This is a genomic window from Halomicronema hongdechloris C2206 (genome assembly GCF_002075285.3).
Taxonomy (GTDB): domain Bacteria; phylum Cyanobacteriota; class Cyanobacteriia; order Phormidesmidales; family Phormidesmidaceae; genus Halomicronema_B; species Halomicronema_B hongdechloris.
This window is the reverse complement of the sequence record NZ_CP021983.2, coordinates 5,151,320-5,171,422: the sequence shown is the minus strand read 5'-3', so window position 1 is coordinate 5,171,422 and position 20,103 is coordinate 5,151,320. Positions and strand designations below refer to the sequence as shown.

General features: G+C 56.7%; 21 protein-coding genes. 7 read left to right on the top strand and 14 right to left on the bottom strand.

The window, feature by feature from the left end:
- The first annotated feature begins 110 nt into the window (after positions 1-110).
- The 3 genes from XM38_RS23610 to XM38_RS23600 are packed head-to-tail and all read left to right on the top strand — an operon-like array spanning position 111 to position 2,523.
- The gene (locus XM38_RS23610; RefSeq protein WP_080811803.1) at positions 111-341 is read left to right on the top strand and encodes a hypothetical protein; all 231 of its coding nucleotides are present in this window, start codon (positions 111-113) and stop codon (positions 339-341) included.
- Positions 338-1,885: a polyamine aminopropyltransferase gene (locus tag XM38_RS23605; protein WP_088431240.1), complete on the top strand. Its 1,548-nt coding sequence runs from the start codon at positions 338-340 to the stop codon at positions 1,883-1,885. Before XM38_RS23610 ends, XM38_RS23605 begins: the two co-directional genes overlap by 4 nt.
- A 47-nt stretch (positions 1,886-1,932) precedes the next feature.
- Positions 1,933-2,523, top strand: coding sequence for a DUF4178 domain-containing protein (locus XM38_RS23600; RefSeq protein WP_080811798.1), 591 nt, complete (start codon positions 1,933-1,935; stop codon positions 2,521-2,523).
- Positions 2,524-2,670: 147 nt separating this feature from the next.
- Here XM38_RS23600 and XM38_RS23595 read toward each other — a convergent pair whose 3' ends face one another.
- The 5 genes from XM38_RS23595 to XM38_RS23575 form a co-directional block, all read right to left on the bottom strand.
- Positions 2,671-3,432: a substrate-binding periplasmic protein gene (locus XM38_RS23595; RefSeq protein WP_225889395.1), complete on the bottom strand. Its 762-nt coding sequence runs from the start codon at positions 3,430-3,432 to the stop codon at positions 2,671-2,673.
- Positions 3,433-3,853: 421 nt separating this feature from the next.
- Positions 3,854-4,447, bottom strand: coding sequence for a hypothetical protein (locus XM38_RS23590; RefSeq protein WP_080811796.1), 594 nt, complete (start codon positions 4,445-4,447; stop codon positions 3,854-3,856).
- 367 nt (positions 4,448-4,814) lie between these two features.
- Entirely contained in the window at positions 4,815-6,302 is a 1,488-nt protein-coding gene (locus XM38_RS23585; protein WP_080811794.1) for a M16 family metallopeptidase, read from the bottom strand.
- A gap of 46 nt (positions 6,303-6,348) precedes the next feature.
- Positions 6,349-7,950, bottom strand: a complete 1,602-nt coding sequence (locus tag XM38_RS23580; RefSeq protein ID WP_256995725.1) for a M16 family metallopeptidase — start codon at positions 7,948-7,950, stop codon at positions 6,349-6,351.
- 125 nt (positions 7,951-8,075) lie between these two features.
- Entirely contained in the window at positions 8,076-8,336 is a 261-nt protein-coding gene (locus XM38_RS23575; protein WP_088431237.1) for a hypothetical protein, read from the bottom strand.
- 314 nt (positions 8,337-8,650) lie between these two features.
- Between XM38_RS23575 and XM38_RS23570 the strand changes: the two genes are divergently transcribed.
- From XM38_RS23570 to plsY, 4 genes are all read left to right on the top strand, one after another.
- The gene (locus XM38_RS23570) at positions 8,651-9,448 is read left to right on the top strand and encodes an MlaE family lipid ABC transporter permease subunit (RefSeq protein ID WP_080811787.1); all 798 of its coding nucleotides are present in this window, start codon (positions 8,651-8,653) and stop codon (positions 9,446-9,448) included.
- Between the two features lie 149 nt (positions 9,449-9,597).
- Positions 9,598-9,984 carry a DUF3119 family protein gene (locus XM38_RS23565; RefSeq protein ID WP_202978955.1) on the top strand — a complete coding sequence of 129 codons (387 nt, stop codon included), beginning with the start codon at positions 9,598-9,600 and terminating at the stop codon, positions 9,982-9,984.
- Between the two features lie 48 nt (positions 9,985-10,032).
- Complete coding sequence (locus tag XM38_RS23560; RefSeq protein ID WP_080811782.1) at positions 10,033-11,076, top strand: DUF3086 domain-containing protein; 1,044 nt, start codon at positions 10,033-10,035, stop codon at positions 11,074-11,076.
- Positions 11,077-11,367: 291 nt separating this feature from the next.
- Positions 11,368-12,021, top strand: coding sequence for a glycerol-3-phosphate 1-O-acyltransferase PlsY (plsY, locus tag XM38_RS23555; protein WP_088431835.1), 654 nt, complete (start codon positions 11,368-11,370; stop codon positions 12,019-12,021).
- A gap of 48 nt (positions 12,022-12,069) precedes the next feature.
- On the opposite strand, the gene XM38_RS23550 is transcribed toward plsY, so the two are convergent.
- The 9 genes from XM38_RS23550 to XM38_RS23510 form a co-directional block, all read right to left on the bottom strand.
- On the bottom strand, positions 12,070-12,369 hold the full coding sequence (locus tag XM38_RS23550; protein WP_080811780.1) for a hypothetical protein: 300 nt from the start codon (positions 12,367-12,369) through the stop codon (positions 12,070-12,072).
- Between the two features lie 10 nt (positions 12,370-12,379).
- Positions 12,380-13,186, bottom strand: coding sequence for a pyrroline-5-carboxylate reductase (proC, locus tag XM38_RS23545; RefSeq protein WP_088431233.1), 807 nt, complete (start codon positions 13,184-13,186; stop codon positions 12,380-12,382).
- 130 nt (positions 13,187-13,316) lie between these two features.
- Positions 13,317-13,916, bottom strand: a complete 600-nt coding sequence (locus XM38_RS23540) for a cell division protein SepF (RefSeq protein ID WP_080811775.1) — start codon at positions 13,914-13,916, stop codon at positions 13,317-13,319.
- A 575-nt stretch (positions 13,917-14,491) separates the two neighbouring features.
- A complete protein-coding gene (locus XM38_RS23535; RefSeq protein ID WP_088431231.1) occupies positions 14,492-15,178 on the bottom strand; it encodes a YggS family pyridoxal phosphate-dependent enzyme in 687 nt (228 codons plus the stop codon).
- Positions 15,175-15,447, bottom strand: a complete 273-nt coding sequence (gene pipX / locus XM38_RS23530) for a transcriptional coactivator PipX (RefSeq protein WP_080811771.1) — start codon at positions 15,445-15,447, stop codon at positions 15,175-15,177. The genes XM38_RS23535 and pipX overlap by 4 nt, the downstream gene beginning before the upstream one ends.
- Positions 15,448-15,523: 76 nt before the next feature.
- A complete protein-coding gene (locus XM38_RS23525; protein WP_391540822.1) occupies positions 15,524-17,065 on the bottom strand; it encodes an anthranilate synthase component I in 1,542 nt (513 codons plus the stop codon).
- Complete coding sequence (locus XM38_RS23520; RefSeq protein WP_088431227.1) at positions 16,969-17,883, bottom strand: energy-coupling factor transporter transmembrane component T family protein; 915 nt, start codon at positions 17,881-17,883, stop codon at positions 16,969-16,971. The genes XM38_RS23525 and XM38_RS23520 overlap by 97 nt, the downstream gene beginning before the upstream one ends.
- A gap of 9 nt (positions 17,884-17,892) precedes the next feature.
- Positions 17,893-19,251 carry a ribosome biogenesis GTPase Der gene (gene der / locus XM38_RS23515; RefSeq protein WP_088431225.1) on the bottom strand — a complete coding sequence of 453 codons (1,359 nt, stop codon included), beginning with the start codon at positions 19,249-19,251 and terminating at the stop codon, positions 17,893-17,895.
- Between the two features lie 45 nt (positions 19,252-19,296).
- Positions 19,297-20,016, bottom strand: a complete 720-nt coding sequence (locus tag XM38_RS23510; protein WP_080811767.1) for a J domain-containing protein — start codon at positions 20,014-20,016, stop codon at positions 19,297-19,299.
- Positions 20,017-20,103 lie beyond the last annotated feature (87 nt).

Sequence of the window (20,103 nt, the reverse complement as noted above, 5' to 3'; positions counted from 1 at the left end):
CCATCTTGCCTGAGCACTGACAATGTCTCTGAAAAGTTTCTAAACCCTGTTCTGACTAGTGTTTAGGTGTTCTGCAAATCATCTTTCAGTTCGATTCTAAGGAGACTCCTATGCTGCCTAAAGTTGCCGCCCTCGCCGCCTATGTCATCGCCTTGCTGGCCATCTACGGCAGCTATACCCAAGTCGCGGCCCTACGATTAGGCCAAGAAACCCAACCCTTCTATTGGTCTCGCCGCGGCACTCGTATTTCTGGTCTCTATCGCGGCGGCCAGTGGGTGCCGCTACCCAACCGGAGGGCCTATGGTGACTTTCGCGGCGGCGGCATTGGCGCTGGTAAATGAGCCGTTCGGTGGCCCAACTAAATCAGCGCCAGGTCCGCTGGCTTTTGGCAGCCGCCGCCGTGTCATCGGCCTGTGGGCTGGCGGCAGAGTTGCTGCTGGGCACCCTGGCCAGCTATCTGGTGGGCAACCAGGCCTTGGCCTACGGTGTGGCAGTAGGCGGCTTTTTGGCGGCCATGGGCCTAGGGTCCTATCTCAGTCGCTTCGTGGCGACTCAAGACACTGGGGAGCCCATGCAACGACACCTGCTGAGGCGATTTCTGCAGGTAGAGATGCTGATTGCTCCCCTGACGGCCCTACTCCCCCTGGGGCTATTCAGCCTGTTTGCCCTGGATGGTCCCCTCTGGTTAGGATTGGCCCTGGCGACGGTGATCTTGGGGCTCCTGGCCGGGATGGAGGTCCCTTTGCTGACCCGGTTGATTGAACTGGATCAGGGGGTGCGCGAGGCCCTAGCTGGGGTCCTGGCCCTCGACTATGCTGGGGCCTTGGCTGGCTCCCTGCTGTTCCCGATTTTGCTATTGCCGCTGATCGGCATGTTTCCCTCAGCCGCTGTCATCGGGGCCCTACCGGCCTGGATGGTCTTTGGTCTAGGACGCGTATTTCCGGGTCAACGCCGCTGGCGCCGTTGGGGGTTGGTCTTAGGCATCGCCCTGCTGCTCCTGGCCCCCCTAACAGTGCCCCTGAGTAATCGGCTGGAAAATACCCTCTATGGTGCCCCAGTCGTGGTCCGACAACAATCGGCCTATCAGCGCATCGTCCTCACACGCTATGGCCAGGATGTGCGACTGTTTCTCAATGGCGATCTGCAGCTTTCTACCCTGGATGAGTACCGCTACCACGAAGCCCTGGTCCATCCCGCCATGGCCGCTAGTCCCCATCCCCATCGGGTACTGCTGCTGGGGGCGGGGGATGGTATGGCCCTGCGGGAGATTCTGAAATGGCCCCAGGTGGAACAGGTGCTAGTGGTGGAGTTAGATCCCGCCATGGTGCAGCTGGCCCGTCATTACCCGGCTCTGGTGCGGGCCAATCACCATGCCTTCGCCGATGAGCGGGTACAGATTCGCTATGGGGATGCGTTCCAAATTGTCCCTGAGTTGGAGGCGGCTTTTGATGTGGTCATCGCCGATTTCCCAGACCCGGACCAGGCTGCGATCGCAAAACTCTATAGCCTCGGCTTCTACGGTCAGATCCGTCAGCACCTGGCCAACGATGGTATCTTCGTCACCCAGGCCTCCAGCCCCTTTTTCGCCTCCAAAGCCTTCGCCTGTATCGCTACCACCCTGGCAGCCACAGACTTTTCCGTACATCCTTATCAGACCCAGGTCCCCAGCTTTGGTCCCTGGGGCTTTGTCCTAGCCAGTCAGCAGCCAATTCAGCCCGCCTCCCTACCTCTGCCCGTGCCTACCCGGTTTCTCACCCCCGATCTCTTGCCTACTCTATTCATTCTCCCCGCCGATATTTCCCTAGACGGCGTCCAGGTGAATCGCTTAACCCATCCCATCATCGTTCGCTATCAAGCCGACCCGCGCTGGGCCTTTTATGATTAATGTGTCCTGAGATTACGATGTCATGACGTCTCCTCTTCCTCATACCCATGGTTTCCCTTGCTTTATTAATTGTGCTCGTCATTGCCGTAGTTGCAGCCCTGGCGGTTTGGCTATCGCGGTCTTCGCAACCATCGACCCAGAATCACACCGCCTCCCGGCTGCGCCAACCCTCCCTCTTCGATCTACTCATTGGCGACATCGTTCAATACGAGGGCCGCGACTGGGTGGTCGAAGGCAAGCTATTCTACGACGACGAGGGCTTCACTTGGCTGGAGTATATGCTGCAAGACGGCGATGATATTCGCTGGCTCTCGGTAGAAGAAGATGATCTAGTCGAAGTGGCCTTGTCGCTCTCCGTTTCATCCCTCGATATCAATACCTTGCCCCCTCCGCAAAAACTGGAGTTCGAGGGCGATACCTATGAGTGCGTCGAGTCGGGCAGCGCCCAGATGCGGCGGGAAGGCAGCCTCCGACGTCCCAACGTGGAGCGTTGCCGCTACTACGACTACGAAGGTCCTGGCCACAAAGTTCTGGCCGTAGAAGACTGGGACGGCGATATCGAAGTCACCGCCGGCAGAGTCATCCGCCCCAATAGCCTCACCCTGCTGCCTGGCGAAGGGCGCAGCGTCTATCGTTAGCTCGCAATCGTTAGCTCGTAAAGCCGTCGGCAGGAATTTCCATTGAAACGCCAAAGCGGGCATCAAGCCGCCAAACCCGCGACACCAAGGGGCTATAAGCCAATCCTGTCTACGTTTTTAAGGAGCTTTCCCCAATGTGTCAACCAGCTAGAACGGATATGGCACGTAGGGAATCCAGCGGCCCCAGAGCTTATTCAGGCTACCGTCAGCGATCAAACTGGTGATGGCTCGATTCAGGGCTTCTAGTAATTCTCGGTTACCAGGTAAAACGCCCACTCCGAAGGGCAGGCGAGTGGGCATCGGAAACGCCACCCGAAAGGTAGGATCGTTGGCTTCTGCGGCCATCAACACCAGAGCATCATCGATAATGGCGTCAATTTTTTTATCCTTGAGCGCCTGCAGCATATCCGGCAAGACCCGATTGTTACCGGGAAACGGCATCAGTTCCAGCTCCGGCAAATATTGAGCCAGGTCCAAGCTGGTGCCACCGTCTAAGCCTCCCAAACGCTTACCGGCTAAGTCTTTAGGCTCGTGGATGGGACTCTCATCCCGTACCAGGATTGCCTCATCAAAGCGGCCATAGGGGCGGGTAAAGTCGGCCCAGGCTCGCCGGTCTTGGGTAATCGCCTGCTTGAACCAGATGACATCGTACTGCCCCGTGCTCAAGGCCGTATAAAAGTCTTGCATCGGCAGGTTAAACCACATCGGTTTCAGCCCCAGCAGCTCACAGACGGCTTTAGTCACCGCCGGTTCGTATCCCATCCGCTCGCCATCCTTCAGAAAACTCATAGGGCGAGCATCGAAGTCACTGGCAATAATCGACAGGTGATCGGGTCGAACCGTGGTAAAGCTCATGGGAGGATCGAAGGATGTATCTTGGTTCGCTAATCCTAAGCCTTGGATATTCATAAAGGATAGAAATAGTCAATCCAGCGAATGTAGATCTAATCAGGCTAATCAGGGAGCTCATCAGCAGCCTAACAGGGAAGCCCAAAAGTCTGCAGGGGAGAGTCGCCCCTCATGCTCTATCGAGACATCTACAGATACTGATAAAGATACTGACTATACAGATATCAGAACAGATATCAGCGGACTACAGGGTGTAACCAGTTAGTGCAGGGCGAGGGTGAGCGCTCAGTGACCACATCCGGGAAGACTCTCTAGCTTTCCTCCCACACCTGGAAGCCGATCGCTGTGGCTAACAACGGCATCTACTCTGAGGCTAACGGATCTTCCTCGAGATGATCCCCGCCTCGATCATAAAGATTGAAAAAAGTATGACTCGAACTCACGAGATCACGGAGGACAGAGGCCTATCTAGCCAGCCATCTTAGGGCTGTTTAGGGGGCAATAGCGTCACCTCACAGTCCCCAGCCCAGACTAATTGCAGCCGTTGTAATCCTTGCTCTGTCAGCCCCAGGCCGTGACCTGTATGGCGTAAATCTCGAGGACACCCGCCCGCTGCCAGGACTAAGTCTGCGATCCATTCATCTCCTGGCTGCCCATCGTCTTGCCGCAACAACCATTCCAATTTGGCTTTAGCCATCAAGGGTAGGCGTTCTGACAACACCGGGAAGAGGGCTAGTCCAGTACAATATTCTACCCCTGACAGAATGTGCCGCACATACCAAGCTGCCTGGGCCTCAGGTAGTCGCTGCAGCCGTTGCTCCATGCGCGCGATCAGGTTATCGACGAAGGGAACCCCTAAACGCTCATGCAGGGCAGAAATCATGGCATCTGAAGACTGTTGCTGGATATCCACGAGGTCAAACCAGTCTACCTCTGGGTAGGCGTGCTGTAGCAGATGTAGGCAGCGCTCGTTTAGACGGTAAACCCGATTGGCGCCGTCACAGGAAAAATCGTCTCCGGGCACGGCGCCTGCTTGCACCAAAAGCTGAAATAATTCAACGGCAACATCTTGCATGAAACAGGTTCGAATTCCACAGGTGTAAACAAAAGTTAATTTTTGTTTGCCTAGTGTAGGCTACGGGGTTAGCAAGCCGTCGACGGTAACTAGCGCTACCAACTGGACCCTTTTCCCTCAGCAGCTGCTCTGCATCAGGTAATAGCGTTGACCAGTCAGCTTAGGACATGGTTAATCGATCAACTGCCTAGTCTAGGAAGGTGACCAGCTCGCCACTGCACAATGTTTGGTGGCGGTGGCTGTACCAGCCTTCGCGATTGAGGCTACAGGATTGGCAGGGGCACGGCAGCAGAGCCGATAAAGCCCTTGTAGTTGTTCTACAAGGGCTCAGGGCCAGGTTCCGCAAGGTTGTGCCTGCAGGGCGAGCCTAGGCCGGCGGAGACGGAATGGTGATGTCGATTTGGGTGACGTCAGTGTCCGGATCCAGGCTGTCTAGGGTGGGTTGAATGTTAGCTTGATTGCCGACCACCAGGGTCACTAGCTGATCCGGCTGTAGATTGGCCTGGGCTCCCGCTAGGATAGCTTCGGCCGTGACGGCTTCGACCTGCCGTTGAAATTGGAAGATGAAGTCGGAGGGATAGTCGTAGTACTCGTAGCGAATCAGGCGCGACAGGGTCTGGTCTGGGCTCTGGAAGTTGAAGACGAAGCTATTTAATACTCCATCTTTGGCTCGCTGCAGTTCTGCTGGGGTGATCGGTTGCGATCGCACCCGCTGCAGTTCGGCTTGTACTGACTCGATGAAGGACACCGTGGCATCGGAGCGGGTTTGGCCACCACCGATAATCATGCCGGGATAGTCATAGCGGGGTGCCCAGAAGGCATAGACCACATAGGCCAAGCCCTGACGCGATCGCACTTGGTTGAACAGGCGACCGCCGAAGCCATTCAGGACTTCATTTAAGACCGACAGGGCCGGATGGTCAGGATTGCTGAGTTGCCCCCCCAGATGGCCCAGTTGCACATAGCTTTGGCTCAGTTGGGGCTGATCTACCGAGAACACACCGGTTTGAGCCTGTTGGCTCGGCATCGGCACCGTCGTATCCAGGGCCGTCCCTTGGGGACGCCAGTCCGCAAACTGTTCGGCAATCAGCGCCTTCATCTGGGCCGAGTCAAAATCGCCCACGATTCCCAGGATGGTCCGCTCGGGACGGACGGAGGCACGATAAAAGTCGATGATATCGTCGCGGCTAATGGCCGCCAGGGTGGCATACTCCATGGTGCGAGCATAGGGATTCTCCGCCCCATAGACCAACTTGCGAAACTCCCGGGAAGCCACATCGCCGGGGTCATCATTGCGGCGAGCAATACTGCCCCGATACTGCTTCCGCAGCAACTCGACTTGATCGGGGGCAAAGGCCGGATGCTGAATCACATCGGCGAAGAGGGCAAAGACATCGGCTAAATCATCACTGAGGGCATTGAAACTGGCGCTGCCAGAGGTGTCGTCCACGCCAGTTTCCACCGCAGCCGCCCGTTGCTCTAAGCGGCGATTGAGTTGATCGGGGCTATAGGTCTCGGTGCCACCAAGGCGCATGGCATCTCCCATCAGAGCCGCCAAGCCCACCTTATCGGCAGGCTCCAGGCGAGACCCAGTGCGGAAGCTGGCCGTGCCACTGACCAGGGGCAGCTCGTGGTCTTCCATTAAATACACCACCAGACCATTGGCTAATTCGTAGCGTTCATAGTCTGGAATTTGCACCTGGCCCAGGGGCGGAAAGTCTAGCTCCGTGTAATGGTGGGCTGGGGTTGCGATCGCAGGGGCCGACCAATTCACCCCCAGCAACACCACCAGAGTTGCTAGCCCCAACAGGAGAGTCCGTAGCCACTTGTGCCCAATACCCAGACGCCGGTTCATAGAATTCTCGCTAGCCTTTCTAAATCACTACCCAATGCCGTTGCAGTCAGGACTCGTCCCGGCTCGTTATCAACCTACCCACGGTTCGATTGTCAGGACGAAACGTCGCCCGGGCCACCCGTTGCACGTCTGCCGCCGTCACCGCCTCAATGGCCGCCAATTCCTTAAACACATTACGCCAGCTGCCGGTTTTCGCCTCATATTCCGCCAACAGCGCCGCCATGCCAGCATTGGAGTCGAGGCGGCGCAGTAGCCTCGCTCGCGCCTGGGTCTTGACTCGGTCTAGATCCGCGTCGGCCACAGGCTCTTGCTGCAGCCGTTGCAGTTCTCGCCGCAATTGCTCTGCCACCTCATCTAGGGTGTGGCCCGGAGCCGTCAGGGCATACAGCAGAAAGATATTGGCATACTTATCGCCGGGAAACCCATTGAGGCTACTTGTATCCAGGGCCACCTGAGTTTCCTCCACCAGGGTCTTATAGAGCCGGGAGGTGCGGCCGTCCACCAATAGACTGTCGATCATGCCATAGATCACATGATCGGGATGGGTGATGGCCGGTCGATGATACCCCTCCAGATACCAGGGTTCCGACGGCAACTCCAGGGTAAAGTCTCGCGGTTGAGTCTGGGCCGGTTCATCAAACACCACCGGAGGCGGTGTCGCCCGACTCCGATAGCGGCCAAAATATACCGCGGCCAACTCCTGCACCCGGGCCGGATCCACATCCCCCACCACCGTCGCAATCAGATTACGAGGGCCATAGTAGGTTTTAAAGAACTGCTGCACATCCTCACGAGTCATCCGGTACAGATCCTCGGCGTAGCCAATAATTGGCCGCCGGTAAGGATTCTCCACGAAGGAGGCCTCTAGAAACTCTTCCACCATCTTGCCGATGGGGGAATTATCTACCCGCGTGCGGCGCTCCTCTAAAATGACCTCTTTCTCCTGGTAAAACTCCCGGAAAACCGGCTCCAGGAAGCGCTCCGACTCCAGAGACATCCACAGCTCTAGTTTATTCGAGGGCAGGCTGTAGAAATAACGGGTGGCATCGGCCCCTGTAGTGGCATTCAACCCTACCCCACCGGCCTGCTCAACAATTTGCCCGTACTGGTTTTGCTCTACATACTCAGCGGCCTTGGCTTTCAGAGTCTCTAACTGCTGCCGCCGCTGCTTAGCCGTGGCGTCATCGCCTCGATCCTCAGCCGCCAGCAGCTGCGCAAAGACTTGATCCATGTCCTCTAGGACTCGCTTTTCAGCCCGATAGTTACGGGTGCCAATCTGGGTAGTGCCCTTGAAGGCCAGGTGCTCTAGGTAGTGGGCTAGGCCGGTTTTGCCTGCCGCTTCATTGGCAGCCCCCACATTGGCATAGAGCATAAAAGAGACCACCGGTGCCTGATGACGCTCTAAGACAATGACCTTCATGCCATTGTCGAGGGTAAACTCGCTGATTTCCTCGGCCACCCGCTGCAAATACGGTTGCACCGTACTGGTGGAGTCAGTGCTCTCCCGGGCCACAGCCGTCGTTGGTAGCCCTAGCCAGACCAGCACCACGACCAAGCCTAGCAGCGGCCTCCAGCGTATGCGGCCCCCAGGTCCCATAGCCTCTATCCGTCGCCGTAGCCCTATGGTTGCCCCTTGCCATCCCAGCATCGTTGATGTCCTGACGATCAAACTAGCTCCAGCATAAGGACTTTCGGGACAAGTGGGTATAGCATCTGCCGCCTCAGCCAGTTGCCGCAGCCATGATTGTTAGCCGGTAACCTTGCGATCGCAACCTACTGGTGATGGCTCAAGTGCTGATAACGATAGAAGGTAAAGGTATCGAATAGAATGCCAACGCTGCTAAAGGCCAGTCCTATCACCATCAGGCCCTGCCAGGGATGACCGCTCCCTAAGATGATGAGAACCCGCTGCAACTGGTGCAGACCTACCTGGCCCAGAGCAACTCTCCCAGGGACCCGCTGTAGCAGTGACAGGACTAGCCAGAGACTCCCCGTCAGGCCGACGGGAATCGTAAAGCTGATCAGGCCAGTCATTACTAGAGAGAATAGATAGTGTCGGAGTCGATTCATCCTTGGCTCTACTCGTATTTGAGAACACCTATGGGCTTTATGGGCTTTAATACATGGGCTTGATATAGTCGAGGTGGGTGACCTCAGCCCTCCATTTACCTTAAAGGCACCATTCCAGTCACATTCCCCCTCTGTCAGAAATCTTTAACTGCAAATGGTCTGCCTGACATCTCTAGCTGACATCATTGTCAATCCAGGCATTACTCAGTACAGTTCCCTTAGCAACGATGATTGCTGCCTGTTTTGCCCTGCGGGCTGATTGCTGGTGAGGAATCCGATTGAGCCCATCTGTCTCATCGTCTAGTCTTAGCCGCTGGAGCCGTCGGCTGCTGGCCGCCATTCTCCTACTGGGGCAGGTAGTCATGCATTTGCTGTCCCGCCCGATTCATCGGCGCAATAGCCTGGAACAAATGGCGGTGGTGGGGCCAGAGTCTCTACTGATTGCCCTGCTCACGGCCAGTTTTGTGGGCATGGTGTTCACCATTCAGGTGACGCGGGAGTTCTTAACCTTCGGGGCTGGCACCGCCGTAGGAGGCGTACTAGCCCTGACCTTAGCTCGCGAACTGGCCCCAGTGCTGACAGCGGTGATTTTGGCCGGTCGAGTGGGCTCTGCTTTCGCCGCCGAGATCGGCACCATGAGAGTGACGGAACAGATTGATGCGCTGCAAATCTTAAAGACAGACCCCATTGACTATCTGGTGATTCCCAGGGTGGTGGCCTGCGCCTTGATGCTGCCCATTTTGACGCTCCTCTCCTTCGTGACGGGCATGACCGGAGGCCTGTTGATTGCCAATAGCCTCTATGGCATTTCAGTTTCGGTCTTTTTGGACTCAGCCCAGAATTTCCTCGGCACCTGGGATCTCTTGAGTTCGCTGATCAAGGCCTTTTTCTTTGGCGTACTGATTGCCATCATTGGCTCTAGCTGGGGATTAACCACAACGGGGGGAGCCAAAGGGGTGGGCCAATCCACCACGACAGCGGTGGTCACTTCGCTGCTGGCCATTTTCATCAGCAATTTCTTCCTTTCCTGGCTGATGTTCCAGGGAATTGGTAGTGCGTTGCTAGATGGCTTTTAGCGGCGGGCACCCGATAGAATGGGGAGCGTAAGCTTGCCTGCCATTCTGATGTATCCAACAATGGCCCGGGAATCGCTGGCCTTACATGCTGTGGGGTCGACGGCCAAATCTACTCATTTCTGTTCATTGACGATACTCTCTGGTGTGCTGTGACATCTACCTCTACCACCGAAACAACGATCTTGGCTCCTAGTTATGCCATCCCCACGGTACTGGTGTTAGTGGCCATTCCCTGTTTGTGGGTCACGCCTTGGCTAGCCGGTGCGATCGCACTGTTCGGCATGTTTCTGTTGGTTCAGGCCCTGACTCTGCGGCTGCATTTCACCGACACCGCCCTGGATATTTATCGAGGGGAGGGCCGGATTCGTCACTTTCCCTATGCTGACTGGCAATTTTGGCAGATTTTTTCGCCTAAATTCCCAGTTTTGTTTTATTTTCGCGAAGTAAAGAGCATTCATTTCCTGCCCATCCTCTTTGATGCGGAGGAACTCCAGCGCCAACTAGAGCATCATTACCCGCGTCAATCCAGCGGCTAGGCATTCCGCCCCATTGTCCTACGTTTTTTACGGTGATCCCTGCCCTTTATGACTTCAGACGAGTTCGTCAATTCCCCTCAGTCTTCATCACCCGCCTCGTCCACAAACACGGAGGGCAAGGCTGCCAACTTGGACCAGCTACAGCGTCAGGAAGCCGACCTGAAGCGGCGGATTGCAGATTTACAGGCTAGCTACGATCGCCTGATCAAGGAGCAACTGCAGCAGGCGCAGGTGGACATTAACCAGCTGGTCAAGCGCAGTCTCTCAGATCTAGAGCAGCGGCAGCGCTCATTACAGCTCGAGATTGAGAAGTTAGAGCGCCGTCGCGATCGCATCCAGGCAGAAATGCGTACCAGCTTTGCCGGTGTTTCCCAAGATTTGGCCATTCGAGTCCAGGGCTTCAAGGAATACTTAGTGGGCAGTCTGCAGGATCTCGCTGCCGCCGCCGAACAACTGGAACTGGCCCCACCCACCCCAGCCGCAGCTGAGCCTCCGGCGCCGGAACCGGCCCCGCCTCCTAAGACTCAGCCGACAGCCGATTTTGCTGCCGGACGCTTTCAAAGCCAAACCGAACGGATTCGGGATCTGCTCGATCAGTACCGGATGCGACCCGACTACTACGGCCCAGTCTGGCAGTTGCGACGCACCTTTGAGCCGCTTCATGCCGAGCGTGTCGCCAACTGGTTCTTTACCCAGGGCGGCCGGGGTGCCCTCAAGAGCATGAGCAGCCGATTGCAAAATGTCCTGGTGGCCTCGGCAGCGATCTCAATTCTGCATACCCTCTATGGCAATCGCCTGCACACCTTGATCTTGGCCAACACTCCCGAGCGCCTGGGCGAGTGGCGACGGGGTCTACAGGACTGCTTGGGCGTGTCCCGGGCTGATTTCGGCACCGGCCGTGGCATTGTTCTATTCGAAGCACCAGACCCCCTAGCCCAGCGAGCAGAGCGCCTAGTCGAGAGTGATCGCCTACCCCTGATCATCATCGACGAATCGGAAGACAAGGTGAGCCTATCCCTGTTGCGGTTCCCCCTGTGGTTGGCCTTTGCTCCCGATCCGATGAATCCCAGCTCGGAGTATGACTACTACTAATCCCCCCCTAACAGGTGGTGGCGTCCGGGCGACTCCCATTACTAGCGACAGAGGGACTAGTCTGCCAAGGCAGAAGTAGGAAGGCAGACAGGGAGATCCTGATGAATAGCAGCCTTGCCGCTCTAGTCAATAGGGGCATTATTGCTGCCGCAGAATACTAGTCGGTTACCGGTTGCCGTGAGTTATTGGGGGCCGCCTGGATGTTAAAAACTTCATGGCTGGCCATCGAGGACAGCCCCCTCAGCTCTTAAACTGTTACTGAGCGCAATGTAGAGGATGAAAGAGGATGAAATGGTAGGGTGGCTTGCCATGGTGGGGGTGCTGTTAGCAGCCTATCTGCTAGGTTCGATTCCCACAGGGTATTTGGTGACCAGGTGGCTCAAGGGTGTTGACATTCGTGACTATGGCTCTGGCGGCACGGGGGCGACTAATGTGCTGCGCACCGTCGGCAAAGGGGCAGGGCTGACGGTGCTGATCATCGATATTCTCAAGGGCATGGCCGCGGTCCTCCTGATCAAGGTTGCCTATCCCTTCATAGCCAGTGCTTTTCAGTCATCAATTCCGGCGGATGGTTGGCCTTGGTGGGCCGCCTTGGCAGGGTTGATGGCTCTGGTGGGCCACAGCCGCTCCATCTGGATTCAGTTCACTGGCGGCAAGTCGGCAGCCTCAGGCTTTGGGGTGTTGCTGGCCTTGGCTTGGCCCATCGCCATGGGAGCGGTGGTCACCTTCGCCGTCGTCCTAGCCATCTCTCGCATCGTGTCTTTGAGTTCGATTATGGCTGCCTTGGTCACCATCGGCCTGATGGCTATCACTGGTCAGCCTCTGCCCTATCTACTCCTTGCGATCGCAGGGGGACTCTACGTGATTCTGCGCCACCGCACCAACATAAACCGCATCCTCGCAGGCACCGAACCCCGTCTAGGTAGCCGGAAGACAAGTAGCTAGGCAAATGTCATGGCTCCCAGTTTTCCCTATCGTTCCAGGTAGCCCAGCCTAGCGATTGCCATAGTGTCCCCAACTCAAGAAGGCGGTCACCACATACAAGATAACAGCCGAACCGATAATGGACGGCAGTATGGGCACCCCTTGAATGGCCCACTCTAATCCAGGAATAGATAAGCCATAGCGATCTTGCAACAGGCTCGCTCCTTGCTCTCCCAGATATACCCCGGCCAGACCAATGACAACTAAGCCCACTCCTTTGCCTGGAATCTGCCGAGGCACCAGGATATTAGCAATACTGGCGCAGACAATGGCAATCAGCAGCTGCACCAGTAATCGGGTTAAATCCATGACCTAGTCACTATCCTCCCAAGTCCCTAGAGCGCTGGGCTGCCGTCCGCACCGCCTCTATCAACGCTGAACGAATCCCAGCTTGCTCTAGCTGAGCAATACCAGCAATGGTAGTGCCCCCAGGGCTCGTCACCCGGTCCTTCAACATCGCAGGGTGCCACTCCTTGGCTAAGAGTAACTCCGCAGTGCCCCGTACCGTCTGCAGGGCTAGCTGCAGAGCCACCGTTCGGGGTAGCCCTGCCGCCACCCCGCCGTCAGCCAATGCTTCGATCATGATAGCCACGTACCCAGGCCCCGAACCCGACAGCCCAGTCACCGCGTCCATCAGAGATTCTGGCACCTCTAACACCTGACCCACTGTCTGAAAGATACGGCGAGCCTGGGCGAGATGATGGGGCTGTACGCCTTGCCCGGGAGCCAACACGGTCATGCCCGCACCCACCGTAGCTGGCGTGTTGGGCATGGCCCGAATCACAGGCCAGTTAGGTACGATGGCTTGCAGGTTACTCAAGGGTATCCCCGCCAGAATCGATAGCAACAGGGGCGAGCCGTGAGACGCCGCCTGTTCTAAGTCAGCGGCCACCGCCGCCAAATTCTGAGGTTTCACCGCCAAGAGCACCACTTCAGCCTGACTCAGCACCTGCTGATTATCGGCCGTCGCCACCACACCATACTGATGGGCCAGGGTTGTCCGTCGCTCGGCTTGGGGCTCACCAACGGTGATGGCCCCAGGCTCAAACACCTGCTCAGCCACCAACCGCGACAGCAGGGCTTCGCCCATCACCCCGCCGCCAATCATGCCAAGCCGAGTCGGCATAGGGGTATTATCGTGCACTACAGCAACTGCTCATCGGACAACAACCATTCCCTCGCCTCACCTTCAACCAAGGCAGATGCTCCTGCTCGCGAGATGAGACAAGCCTAGATCAGGCACTGCGGCCGGCTGATTAGGCCATCCGGGCCGTTTGTTCCGTGCCCCAGGCTGGAGTCGGGGGGGCTTGCTGCTGGGTTGGTGCAGCCGCCTGAGGAGGAGGCGTCATGGGCATGTCATCGGCAAATTCCGTCGGGGTGCTGACCTGCACACAATTGGGCGTGAAGAGGAAGATGCTCTCGCCGATACGCTCTTGATGACCATCGATGGCGTAGGTGCCACCGGCAACGAAATCAACTGCCCGTTGGGCCTGATCTGGGTCCATAATGGTTAGATTCAAGACCACAGACTTGCGTTCCCGCAAAGCTTGAATCGCTTGTGGCATTTCTTCGAAGGAGCGGGGCTCCATCACCACAACTTCCGAGGCTCCATTAATTGCTCCAGGCATTCCAATCACATTACTACCCATAGTGGTCATTCCAGTATCAGAGGACAGCATCCGTTCTCGGATTCGACGACGGCTGCGAGGTTCCTCCGGGGGCTGAATCGGTTGAGGATTCTCTTCCTGATATAGGCTTTGATAGTCCTCGCCGTCCATCTCGTCATATTCGTATTCATAATCTGCCGGGTCAGTGAGACCGACAAAGTCTCGTAGCTTAGAGAAGAGATTACTCACGGCTTACACTCCATCATGGCTATCACGAACTTGACAGGAAGGGAGACGTTTCATCTCCTCTCAACAGTAGATACCTAACGAACCCAGATTCCCACTAACTCTACCGCTGCTCGATCTAGAAATCAGCTGGATCAGTGGAGTAACCAGGTTCAATTGGCTATCATACTGCTTCATCTGACTTTGGGACTACCCACCGAGAAAATAGAGGTCGTCCCGATGACCTGTCGGAGGACGCGTTTTTTAACGTTCTGCAGTTGGATTGATGAGTGTTTTAATCGTAGTCCATCATGCAGAATGTTGAGTCCACAGTATACACGAAATCTCGAGAAATCAAACCTCGTGAACAATTAGTTAAAGAAATAATCGGGGAAATCTGCTAAATCCCTAGTCAGGGAGTGTTGAAAAAGGTGCTTCTGGAGATATCTCTCTCAGCATCAGCCACTGATGGGGACATAGCCATCTGGTTTGCAGCGATCTTTAGCAAGTGAAATCTGTCGATTTCGAGAGCTACCTCCACGATTTTGATCAGTCCAGATCGATTCAGATCGATTTTGCAATGATCTGTACCAAAACGATCAGCTCGGCCGAGGACCAAACAGAATTGTCCCTAAGCGAATCATGGTTGCCCCCGCTGCGATCGCATAGGGATAATCCGACGACATGCCCATGGAAAGCTGCTGTAGGTTGAGATGGGCAAACCCGGCTCGATTAATCTGGTCAGCTAGGGCTCGGGCCTGGCAAAAGATGCCTTCTGTTTCCGGGGCTGGGGTATGCAGGGGCGGAATCGTCATCAGGCCCGCCCAGCTCAGGTGATGACAGTCATCGAGGTGGGGCAGAGCCGACCAAAGCTCCTCTAACTCGAAGCCATACTTAGGCGGATCTGGCACCATCTTCACTTGCAGGCAGCACTGCAGCAATTGGCCGCGATCAGCCGCCAATTGGTTCAACTTTTGGGCCAACCTGAGGCTATCGACGGCATGAATCCAGTGAAAGTGCTCTAGCACCTGCTTGGCCTTATTCGTCTGCAAGTGGCCAATCATATGCCAGGTAATATCGGCTAAGTCCTGGAGTTCCCGCTGCTTGGTCAGGGCCTCCTGCACCTGGCTTTCACCAAAATCCCGCAGACCAGCGTTATAGGCAGCACGGATGGCAGCACTGGGCAACTTTTTAGTAACCGCGACAATGCGAACCGTCGGGGGAACCGTTTGGCGAATCCGGGCAATATTGTCAGCAACCTGCTCAAAGGTAGCAGCAGCAGTCATTGAAAGGTTTGCTTGTACGTCTTCTGTAATCGATCGTACTCCGAATACTGGCCGGCCCGCCGCAGCATCCGCATGCGATTTTCCAGCAGTAGCCGCGCATCGGCTCGACCTAGGGGTTCGAAGGCCACCCCATCCGGTGGCACCGATTTCACCAGAAAAAAGAGCCGCTGCGCATAGAGGGTGGCAAACAGCTCTTGGCTGTCGTTTGCCATACAGACCCTGAAGAGCAGGCCAAAGGTGGGATGATTGAGGTATGTCTCTGCGCTCATTCAGGTGGAACGGAAATCCTTAAATCTGCCAATACTGTATGCCAAAGTGGTCTATAAGACTAGCAGCTGTAATGGACTAGGCTAAACGCTCTAGCTCTATCCCCAGAGCCTGGAGTTGGGCTTTAGCCTTTTGCAAGGACTCTTGCCATTCTCGGTGGGGCTGACTATCGGCCACAATGCCAGCCCCAACCTGCCCCCAGACCCGATGGGACGTAGCCCCGGGCTGAGGCGCCCACAGCAGCGTCCGAATCAAAATATTTAAGTCGAGCTGTCCTCGCCAGTCTAGATAGCCACAGGAGCCGTAAAACAGACTGCGGCGCACTGGTTCCAACTCGTTGATAATCTCCATGCAGCGTACTTTAGGACACCCCGTAATCGTTCCCCCCGGAAAAATAGCTCGGATAACATCCACCACCGTGGCCTGTGGTTGCAGCTGCCCCACGACGTTACTGACGAGATGCATGACATGGCTGTAGCGTTCAATGGTCAACAACTCACTGACTTGCACGGTGCCCCACTGGCAGACTCGGCCCAGGTCATTGCGAACTAGATCGACCAACATGATGTGCTCTGCGATCTCCTTGGGATGACTCCGTAACTCATCGCCATAGACTTGGTCTTGCCGGCCGGTCTGGCCTCGGGGTCGGGTGCCAGCAATGGGGCGGGTCTGGGCCTTACGCCCCTTTACCTGTACCAGACGCTCTGGGGAGCAACTGATCAACGCCCCCCAGGGACTGCGCCAGTAACTGCTAAAGGGGGAGGGATTAATGCGCTGTAGGGCGCGATAGATGGCCCAACTGTCGGCCGCAGTGCGGGTTTCAAAGCGCAGAGAAAGGTTGGCTTGAAAAATATCGCCGGCTTGAATATGGCCCTTGGCCCGACGGACAGCCTGCTCGTACTCCGCCTGGGTCGACCCGAAGCTGAGCTGATCGACCAGGGGATCTGCCGCGAGGGAGTGATGGAGGCTAGGGAATGGCTCGGCCCTATGTAGGCTCTGCTCCAGAGTCATCAGTTGAGCGGGGCAACTGGCCGCTAGCCAGAGCTGTTGATGCCGATGGTCGAGGACGGCAAAGCAGTCGGGTTCGTACCAGAAGGCCACGGGAAACGATAGGGGGTCGGGCCGTTGCCGGGGTAAGCGTTCGATTTCCCAAGCCAGGTCATAGCCCAACCAGCCCAACCAGCCCCCAGAGAAGCAGGGGAGGGTGACGGGCTGGCCCCGATCGGCGTCAATCAGAGGGGAGGGAGCAGCGCGGCGCGCCCACCGCTGTAGCTCGGCCAGGGTCGATAGGATCCTGCCCTGTTGAGGCGCCCAAAGCCGGGGCTGACCAGCAATCGTCCGGGGCGGTCCGGCACAGATAGAATACTGGCCCAGCTGGGCCTGGGCTGGCTCCGGGGGGGGTGGATAGGGACTCTCCAGCAGGGTGGCGATGGTAGTCCTGTGGCCAAATAAGCGGGCAAAGATATCGCTGCCGGTGCGGTGCTGCAGGGGATGCGATCGCACATACCAGGGATGCAGGTAGGTCAAAGGGCACTCCCCCAGCGATATCGAGCCCACCACAGCAACGCTAAGACCACCACCGCGACGCCATCCCGCCAGCGCAGTTGCAATTGATGCCAGACCACCCGATGTTCATTGGCACTGGTGAAGCCTCGCACTTCCATGGCGGCAGCGATCTGCTCCGCGCGCAGCAATAGATTAGCCAGCAACCGCTCGGCCACCATCAGCCACACCTGTGCCGCCCCTCGAAACCCTAACTTCTTCCAATGGATAGCCCGAGTCTGAACCGAGCGGATCAGATTCTGGACTTCCTCTAAAACCAAGGGAATAAATCGCAGCGCCAAAGTCAGGGTGAGGGCAATTTCCGTCACCGGCAACCGCAACCACCCCAGAGGGCGCATCAACACCTCTAGGGCCACCGTAATCTCCTCGGCAGCCGTCGTCAGCAAAAACAGATTGGTGCCATAGATCAAGGTGAACAATAGGGTGCCAATGCGAATACCCAACCCCAACGATCGTTGAGTCACCTGCAGTGGCCCCATCTCAACCATCACATAGTGATAGGCGGCCGGTTGCGGGAATTGCGGTAACGCTTCCGGCGGGTCACTCAGGGCGGCCATGGCCTCAGGGGTTGGCAATCGCGGTACCTGATCCACGGAGAGCCCATCTGGCAACACCCAGGTCAACACCATCACTAACCCACTCAACAGCAGCAACCAGCCCATCTGCCGTCGCCACACCCGCCATGGGATCCAGGCAGTCAAGGTCAGCCCCATCAGCAATAGCACCAGAACAAAGCGCCACTGGGCATTGGCCAGAATCGGCATGACTAAAATACTGACCAGCCAGAGCAATTTCGTGCGCGGATCGAGGCGGTGCAACCAGGTGACCGGTTGCTCTAGATACAGTCCGATGGGCAGCGATCGCAATAAATCCATGGGGTCCGATCAGACCTTTGTCGCCCGATTAGCACTGGCCCGCTCCATATCCCGCACCTTCTTGCCTCGCCATAGCAACCGTAGAGGCGTGCCTTCAAAGCCTAAGTTTTGGCGAAACTGACGCTCAATGTAGCGGCGATAATTGTCCCCAAATAGCTTGGGATCGTTGACGAACAGGGCAATAGTAGGGGGGCGACTGCTCACCTGAGTACCGTAGTAGATGCGCCCCTGGCGCCCCTGGCGCGTCGTCGGTGGGGTATGCCAGCCCGTCGCCTCAGCCAGCACTTCATTCACCACCGAGGTCGACACCCGACGGCGATGTTGCATCACCGCCTGGTCAATTAAATCTAGAATCTTAGGGACTCGCTGGCCAGTCAGGGCACTGACATAGACTCGCTCGGCCCACTCGACGAAATAAAGCCGGCCCAAGAGCTGACGGTCGTAGGTATACACCGTATGGGAATCTTTCTCGACGGCGTCCCATTTATTGACGACCAGCACACAGGCGCGGCCCTCGTCGGCAATGCGCCCGGCTAGTTTTTGATCCTGTTCGGTGGCCCCATCCACCGCGTCGATCACCAACAGCACCACATCGGCTCGACGAATCGCCTTAAAGGCCCGGTTAATGCCGAAGAACTCGGGGCCGTAGTCGACGCTTTTTTTCTTGCGAATGCCGGCGGTATCGACCAAGCGATAGATCTGCTCCCCCCGCCGCACCTGCATGTCAATGGCGTCGCGGGTGGTGCCTGAAATGGGGCTGACGATGGCGCGCGACTCGCCGACGAAGGCATTCAAGAGGCTAGACTTGCCCACATTGGGCCGCCCCACAATGGCTACCCGAATCTCATCGCGGGCATCAGCGGGAGTCGTCTCAGGCAAATGGGCAATGACCACATCCAGCAGATCGCCAGTGCCATTGCCATGGATGCCAGAAACGGGATAGGGCTCTCCCAGGCCCAGCTCCCAAAATTGGGCGGCCAGGGCTCCTCCCAATTCCGGCGATTCACACTTATTCACCGCAATCATCACCGGTACTGACTGCTGCCGTAGCCAGCTGGCAATCTCCTGGTCGGCATCGGTGGGGCCCGCTTGACCATCGACGACAAAGATAGCGACGCTGGCTTCTGTCAGAGCAGCCAGAGCCTGCTCCCGAATGTAGGGTAGGAACTCGGTGTCGTCGTCAAACACCAGCCCACCAGTGTCCACTACTTGAAATTCTCGATCTTGCCAAAAGCCGGGGCGATAGGTGCGATCGCGAGTCACCCCTGGTTGGTCATGGACGATGGCATCACGCCCGCCCGCCAACCGGTTCACTAGGGTAGATTTGCCCACATTGGGGCGGCCGATAATGGCAACGACGGGCAACATGCTGGCGCAGGTGACTCAAGGACAATTTATCTATTCTAGCCATGGTCAGGGCCACGGGGAGGCGTTGGCCTCAAAAACTACTTCTTTTAAGCCGGTCTTAGCGTCCCGTCGCAACTGAGATGAAATCCGAAAGAGTTCCTGCCCGGTGTGAAGATAGCTCTCCTCATAGCTATAGGTGAAGCGCTCCATCTCCTCAATGCCGTCTTCAAGCTGGTTGAGGCAATGGTAGAGATTAGCAGCTACTCCGGCCAGATTGGCAGGATTAGGGGTGGATTGAAAGCGACCTTGGGCCTGCTCTAGCCAGGTGCGACAGGCCTCTAAATAGGCCTGAAACCCTTCCATCAGTTCATCATCAAAGGGATCGGCAGATAGACTACGGAGTTCTCCCTTGAGCGGGGTCAGAATTTTGGCCATCAGCCGGTCAATGGGAGTATAGACCTGTTTCACCCAATCATGCACCTGATCGTCCGCCGATCGGCTGGCCTGGCGTTGGTGGCGATATTGTTGCTGGGCAGCCGCCGTCCGCTGTTGGCGATTACGGCTAGCCGCCCCAATCCCTTGACGCCGCTGATCGTATATGGAGCGCTGCCGTGGATCACTCAACACTTCATAGGCTGCATTGATCCGCGTAAACTGCTCATGGCCAGCAGTCACCTGCTGACTGTCTGGGTGAAACTGCTTGGCTAATCGCCGATAGGCCAACTTAATTTCCGTCTGGGTTGCCGTTTCCGACACCTCTAGGGTCTGGTAGTGATTTAAGGTCATCGACGTCAGGATTAGGACTGCCTCCTTTAGTTATTGTGGAGACTGGTGGATGGCTTGCCAAGGTGTTTGGACACGGGTAAATCCCAT